This is a genomic window from Pseudomonas onubensis (assembly GCF_965653655.1).
Classification (GTDB): domain Bacteria; phylum Pseudomonadota; class Gammaproteobacteria; order Pseudomonadales; family Pseudomonadaceae; genus Aquipseudomonas.
Map to the genome: position 1 here is coordinate 20,549 of NZ_CBFHAZ010000087.1, position 6,485 is coordinate 27,033.

Annotated in this window: 6 protein-coding genes; all 6 read left to right on the forward strand. The window is 57.3% G+C overall.

The features are described from left to right. Positions 1 to 214 precede the first annotated feature (214 nt). The 6 genes from ACTD9P_RS22850 (at position 215) to msrQ (ending at position 6,196) form a co-directional block, all read left to right on the forward strand. Positions 215 to 1,939: an acetolactate synthase 3 large subunit gene (locus ACTD9P_RS22850; RefSeq protein ID WP_438869468.1), complete on the forward strand. Its 1,725-nt coding sequence runs from the start codon at positions 215 to 217 to the stop codon at positions 1,937 to 1,939. Positions 1,940 to 1,941: 2 nt separating this feature from the next. Next, positions 1,942 to 2,433: an acetolactate synthase small subunit gene (gene ilvN / locus ACTD9P_RS22855; protein WP_003176102.1), complete on the forward strand. Its 492-nt coding sequence runs from the start codon at positions 1,942 to 1,944 to the stop codon at positions 2,431 to 2,433. A gap of 47 nt (positions 2,434 to 2,480) precedes the next feature. Further along, a complete protein-coding gene (ilvC, locus tag ACTD9P_RS22860; RefSeq protein WP_007948647.1) occupies positions 2,481 to 3,497 on the forward strand; it encodes a ketol-acid reductoisomerase in 1,017 nt (338 codons plus the stop codon). A gap of 144 nt (positions 3,498 to 3,641) precedes the next feature. After that, positions 3,642 to 4,499 carry a CDP-diacylglycerol--serine O-phosphatidyltransferase gene (pssA, locus tag ACTD9P_RS22865; RefSeq protein WP_438869469.1) on the forward strand — a complete coding sequence of 286 codons (858 nt, stop codon included), beginning with the start codon at positions 3,642 to 3,644 and terminating at the stop codon, positions 4,497 to 4,499. Positions 4,500 to 4,562: 63 nt separating this feature from the next. Continuing rightward, positions 4,563 to 5,576, forward strand: coding sequence for a protein-methionine-sulfoxide reductase catalytic subunit MsrP (gene msrP / locus ACTD9P_RS22870; protein ID WP_138813837.1), 1,014 nt, complete (start codon positions 4,563 to 4,565; stop codon positions 5,574 to 5,576). Beyond that, on the forward strand, positions 5,576 to 6,196 hold the full coding sequence (gene msrQ, locus ACTD9P_RS22875) for a protein-methionine-sulfoxide reductase heme-binding subunit MsrQ (RefSeq protein ID WP_017139218.1): 621 nt from the start codon (positions 5,576 to 5,578) through the stop codon (positions 6,194 to 6,196). The genes msrP and msrQ overlap by 1 nt, the downstream gene beginning before the upstream one ends. The last annotated feature ends 289 nt before the right edge of the window (positions 6,197 to 6,485 follow it).

Sequence of the window (6,485 nt, forward strand, 5' to 3'; positions counted from 1 at the left end):
TGAGGCGCATATCCGCGCCGACCTGTAACACCCGCAACGCGTTACCTCGCGCTGGGTGGGAAAAGCCCGCAACACTTGGGACGATCCCAATACTTGCTCAGTCAGTGCTGACGTAGTCGGCGACCACCGTCGCTCATGCTCTGTTGAGAAGTAAACCTATTAAGACCCGTCGGTTTTTAACGGACGGTATTCTGGCGTTTTAGAGGTGAACAACGTGGAGCTTTTATCTGGCGGTGAGATGCTCGTCCGCTTTTTGCGTGACGAAGGCGTCGACTATATCTACGGGTACCCAGGTGGTGCTCTGCTGCATGTTTACGACGCACTGTTCAAGGAACCGGCTGTTACCCACATCCTGGTTCGCCACGAACAGGCCGCGACCCATATGGCTGACGGCTATGCCCGTGCCACCGGTAAAGCCGGTGTGGTACTGGTAACGTCCGGCCCAGGCGCAACCAATGCCATTACTGGCATCGCGACTGCCTATATGGACTCCATCCCGATGGTGATCATTTCTGGCCAAGTGCCTAGCACTATGGTCGGTACCGATGCATTCCAGGAAACCGACATGATCGGTATCTCCCGGCCGATCGTGAAACACAGCTTCATGATCAAGCATGCGTCGGAAATCCCGGAAGTCATGAAAAAGGCCTTCTACCTCGCGCAGTCCGGTCGCCCGGGTCCTGTGGTGGTTGATATCCCGAAAGACATGACCAACCCGGCCGAAAAATTCGAATACGTCTTCCCCAAGAAAGCCAAGCTGCGTTCCTACAGCCCGGCCGTACGTGGGCATTCGGGGCAAATCCGCAAGGCAGCAGAAATGCTCTTGGCGGCCAAGCGCCCAGTGATGTATTCCGGCGGCGGCGTGATTCTGGGCGGCGGTTCTGCACCCTTGACCGAGCTGGCCAAGCTGCTCAACCTGCCGGTGACCAACACCTTGATGGGCCTCGGCGCATTCCCGGGCACGGACCGTCAGTTCGTCGGCATGCTCGGCATGCACGGCAGCTACACCGCCAACCTGGCCATGCACCACGCCGACGTAATCCTGGCGGTGGGCGCGCGGTTTGATGACCGTGTGATCAACGGTCCGAGCAAGTTTTGCCCGAATGCCAAGATCATCCACATCGACATCGACCCGGCGTCCATCTCCAAGACCATCAAGGCCGACGTGCCGATCGTGGGTCCGGTGGAAAGTGTGCTGACCGAAATGGTTGCGGCGCTCAAGGACATCGGCGAAACGCCGAACAAGGAATCGGTTGCCAGCTGGTGGAAGCAGATCGACGAATGGCGCGGTGACCGCGGCCTGTTCCCTTACGACAAGGGCGACGGCAGCATCATCAAGCCACAAACCGTGATCGAAACCCTGTGCGAAGTGACCAAGGGCGACGCCTTTGTGACCTCCGACGTGGGCCAGCACCAGATGTTCGCTGCGCAGTACTACAAGTTCGACAAGCCTAACCGTTGGATCAACTCCGGTGGCCTGGGCACGATGGGCTTTGGTTTCCCTGCGGCCATGGGTGTGAAACTGAGCTTCCCGGACGCCGACGTCGCCTGCGTGACGGGTGAGGGCAGCATCCAGATGAACATCCAGGAACTGTCGACGTGCTTGCAGTACGGTCTTCCGGTGAAGATCGTGTGCTTGAACAACGGCGTGCTGGGCATGGTTCGTCAGTGGCAGGACATGAGCTACAACAGCCGTCACTCCCATTCCTACATGGAATCGCTGCCGGATTTCATCAAATTGGTTGAAGCGTATGGCCACGTCGGCATGCGCATCACCGATTTGAAAGATCTGAAGCCGAAGATGGAAGAGGCGTTCGCCATGAAGGACCGCCTGGTGTTCCTCGATATTCAAGTGGACACCAGCGAGCACGTCTACCCGATGCAGATCAAAGACGGCTCTATGCGCGACATGTGGCTGAACAAGACGGAGCGTACCTAATCATGCGGCACATTATCTCCCTGCTTCTGGAGAACGAACCCGGCGCTCTGTCTCGTGTTGTCGGCCTGTTTTCGCAACGCAACTACAACATCGAAAGCCTCACCGTGGCGCCGACCGAAGACCCGACCCTGTCGCGCCTGACGTTGACGACTGTTGGCCACGATGAAGTGATCGAGCAGATCACCAAGAACCTCAACAAGCTGATCGAAGTGGTCAAGCTGGTCGACCTGTCGGAAAGTGCCCACATCGAGCGCGAGCTGATGCTGGTCAAGGTCAAGGCCACGGGTGCCCAACGTGCCGAGATCAAACGCACCACCGACATTTATCGCGGGCAGATCGTCGATGTGAGCGCCAGCGTTTATACCGTGCAACTGACCGGTACAAGCGACAAGCTGGACAGCTTCATCCAGTCGATCGGGACGGCCTCGATTCTGGAAACGGTACGCAGTGGTGTCACCGGGATTGCCCGTGGCGACAAAGTACTCAGCATCTAACCCAAATTAGTGAATGGCCTTACGGCCTGGATATATAGAGGAACCTCATGAAAGTTTATTACGAAAAAGATTGTGACCTGTCGATCATCCAGGGCAAGAAAGTCGCCATCATCGGCTACGGTTCCCAGGGCCACGCCCAAGCGTGCAACCTGAAAGACTCCGGCGTTGACGTGACTGTTGGCCTGCGCAAAGGCTCGGCCACTGTTGCCAAGGCTGAAGCCCACGGCCTGAAAGTGACTGACGTTGCTTCCGCCGTTGCAGCTGCCGACCTGGTCATGATCCTGACCCCGGACGAGTTCCAGTCCGCGCTGTACAAGAACGAAATCGAGCCGAACATCAAGAAAGGCGCCACCCTGGCCTTCTCCCACGGCTTCGCGATCCACTACAACCAGGTTGTGCCGCGCGCTGACCTCGACGTGATCATGATCGCGCCGAAAGCACCGGGCCACACCGTGCGCTCCGAGTTCGTCAAAGGCGGCGGTATCCCTGACCTGATCGCGATCTACCAGGACGCATCCGGCAACGCCAAGAACGTGGCACTGTCCTACGCAGCTGGCGTTGGTGGCGGTCGTACCGGCATCATCGAAACCACCTTCAAGGACGAGACCGAAACCGACCTGTTCGGCGAACAAGCCGTTCTGTGCGGCGGTACCGTTGAACTGGTCAAAGCCGGTTTCGAAACTCTGGTTGAAGCTGGCTACGCGCCGGAAATGGCCTACTTCGAATGCCTGCACGAACTGAAGCTGATCGTTGACCTCATGTACGAAGGCGGTATCGCCAACATGAACTACTCGATCTCCAACAACGCCGAATACGGCGAGTACGTGACTGGCCCGGAAGTCATCAACGCCGAATCCCGTCAGGCCATGCGCAACGCCCTGAAACGTATTCAGGACGGCGAATACGCCAAAATGTTCATCAGCGAAGGCGCTACCGGCTACCCTTCGATGACCGCCAAGCGTCGTAACAACGCCGCTCACGGTATCGAGATCATCGGCGAGCAACTGCGCTCCATGATGCCGTGGATCGGTGCCAACAAGATCGTCGACAAAGCCAAAAACTAAGTCGTACGCATCAAGGGAAAACGCGGCTTAGGCCGCGTTTTTTCGTTTGGGGGCGGGTTCTGGTATAAAGCTGCATCGTTTGCGGGCGAACACGCGCTGCAAGTATTTGTCGAATTCTTTTCACACCGTTGCAAGGTAAAGTCCATGACCGAACGTCCCGAAGAGCCAAACCGGGCCTCTGACGCCGAAAGCCTGCTACCGATCGATGAGCATGTCGAAGAAGGGCATGATGCGGAAGGTCGCAAGGTCCGGCATCGTGGTATCTATCTTCTGCCCAATCTCTTCACCACGGCGAACCTGTTTGCCGGGTTCTACTCCATCATCAACTCCATGAGCGCGCAAAGCGCATTGGCGGCGGGTGATGCGGCGAGTGCCAGCAAGTACTTCGGCTTCGCGGCTATCGCCATCTTTGTGGCCATGGTGCTCGACGGCCTGGATGGCCGGGTGGCGCGCATGACCAATACCCAAAGCGCTTTCGGTGCCGAGTACGACTCGCTGTCGGACATGGTGGCCTTCGGTGTTGCGCCGGCATTGCTGGCATTTGCCTGGGCGCTGGGTGATATGGGCAAGGTCGGCTGGATGGTTGCCTTCATCTATGTCGCCGGCGCCGCGTTGCGTCTGGCGCGCTTCAATACCCAGGTGGGCACTGCCGACAAGCGTTACTTCATCGGCCTGGCCAGCCCCGCGGCGGCCGGTGTGGTGGCCGGTATCGTCTGGGCGTTCAGCGACTACGGCATCCAGGGTTCGAAGATGTCGTTCCTGGTGGCCTTGATGGTTGCAGCCGCCGGCATGCTGATGGTCAGCAACATCAAGTACAACAGCTTCAAGGAGTTTGACCTCAAGGGGCGCGTGCCTTTCGTGGCGATCCTGGTGGTGGTGCTGGTGTTTGCGGTCGTCTTCAGTGATCCGCCGCGTATTCTGCTGCTGGCCTTCCTGGTGTATGCCGCGTCGGGGCCGGTTCAATACCTGCTGCACCTGCGCCGCGACAAAACATTGCCTTAATGTAATTTCCCCCATACTCCGCAGTCTATTGGTGCATCAGTTCTCCAATGCTGCGGAGTTGCCATGTTAATCAAGATCCCCAAAGCGTCCGATTGTCACGAATCGGATGTCACGCCTGAATCCTTCTATCTTTCGCGTCGCAGCTTGCTCGGCGGTGCGCTGGCCGGTGTTGCTGCCACTGCGTTGCCACGTTGGGCGAGCGCCGAAGATGCCGCGCGTTATGCCGATGTCGAGCCGGGCAATGCCCCAGGCTGGTTTGCCGACAAGCTGCCCAATACCCAGTGGCAGGCTGTTACGGTAAAGGATGAAGCCATTACCCCGTTCAAGGACGCCACCCACTACAACAACTTTTATGAGTTCGGTACGGACAAGGGCGACCCGGCGAAGAATGCCGGTTCACTCAAGACCGAACCCTGGAGTGTGGTGATTGATGGGGAAGTCGGTAAACCTGGGCGCTATGCCCTGGAAGACTTCATGAAGCCGTATCAATTGGAAGAGCGTATCTACCGTCTGCGGTGTGTCGAGGCGTGGTCGATGGTAATCCCGTGGATGGGCTTTCCTATTTCAGCCTTGCTCAAGCAGGTTGAGCCGACCGCCAAAGCCAAGTACATCCGCTTTGAAACGCTGCAGGACCCCAAAAGCATGCCGGGGCAGCGCTCCAGCTTCGGCTTGATCGACTGGCCTTATGTAGAAGGGCTGCGTCTGGATGAAGCAATGAATCCGTTGGCAATCCTGGCCGTGGGTATGTATGGGCGGGAATTGCCAAACCAGAACGGTGCGCCACTGCGTCTGGTAGTGCCGTGGAAGTACGGCTTCAAGAGCGTGAAGTCGATTGTGCGGATCAGCCTGGTCAGCGAGCAGCCAAAGACGACTTGGCAAAGCATTGCGGCCAATGAGTATGGGTTCTACGCGAACGTGAATCCGACCGTCGACCATCCGCGCTGGACCCAGGCGCGCGAGCGCCGCTTGCCGAGCGGTCTGTTCAGCCCGAATGTGCGCGAGACGCAGATGTTCAACGGCTATTCGGATGAGGTCGCTTCTCTCTATACCGGCCTCGACCTGCGGAAGAACTACTGATGCGTTATCCAATCTGGCGCATTGGCGTCTTTATAGCCGCGGCGATCTGGCCATTTTTCTGGCTGTATGAGGCGTGGAGCTCTGTGCTCGGGCCTGATCCAGGCAAAGTGTTGATGGATCGGTTGGGGCTTGGGACCCTGATCCTGTTGCTGGTAACGCTGGGTATGACGCCGTTGCAGAAACTCAGCGGGTGGGCGGGGTGGATTGCTGTACGTCGGCAATTGGGGTTGTGGTGTTTTGCGTATGTGGCGCTGCACCTGGCCGCGTACTGCGTATTCATCCTCGGGCTGGATTGGTCGCAGTTTGGCGTGGAGCTACGCAAACGGCCCTACATTATTGTCGGTGCGCTGGGGTTCCTTGGTTTATTGGTGCTGGCGGTAACGTCCAATCGTTATAGCCAGCGCCGGTTGGGCAGCCGTTGGAAGAAGCTGCATCGCCTGGTGTACGTGATTCTTGGGCTTGGTTTGTTGCACATGTTGTGGATTGTGCGGGCTGACTTGAAGGAGTGGGCGATCTATGCATCTATAGGCGCGCTGCTGCTGGTGCTGCGGATCCCGCCGGTGATGCGCCGGATTCCCCGTCTTATCGCGAAAAAACCACTTTCTGCGACAAAAGCGTAATTAGGGATTGACGGGGGTTTATATCTGTCTATAATTCGCCTCACTTCCGGCGCAGTCGAAACGGAAAACTCCTTGGTAAACAAAGAGTTACGAAGTTTTCGGCAGCAGGTTACTTCAGTTCATCGAAGTAAAAAGGGAGTTGAAAAAGAGGTGTTGACAGCAGCGTGTAACGCTGTAGAATTCGCCTCCCGCTGACGAGAGATCGTAAGCGCAAGTGGTTGAAGTTGTTGAAGAATTCTTCGAAAACTTCTGAAAATAATCACTTGACAGCAAATGAGGCTGCTGTAGA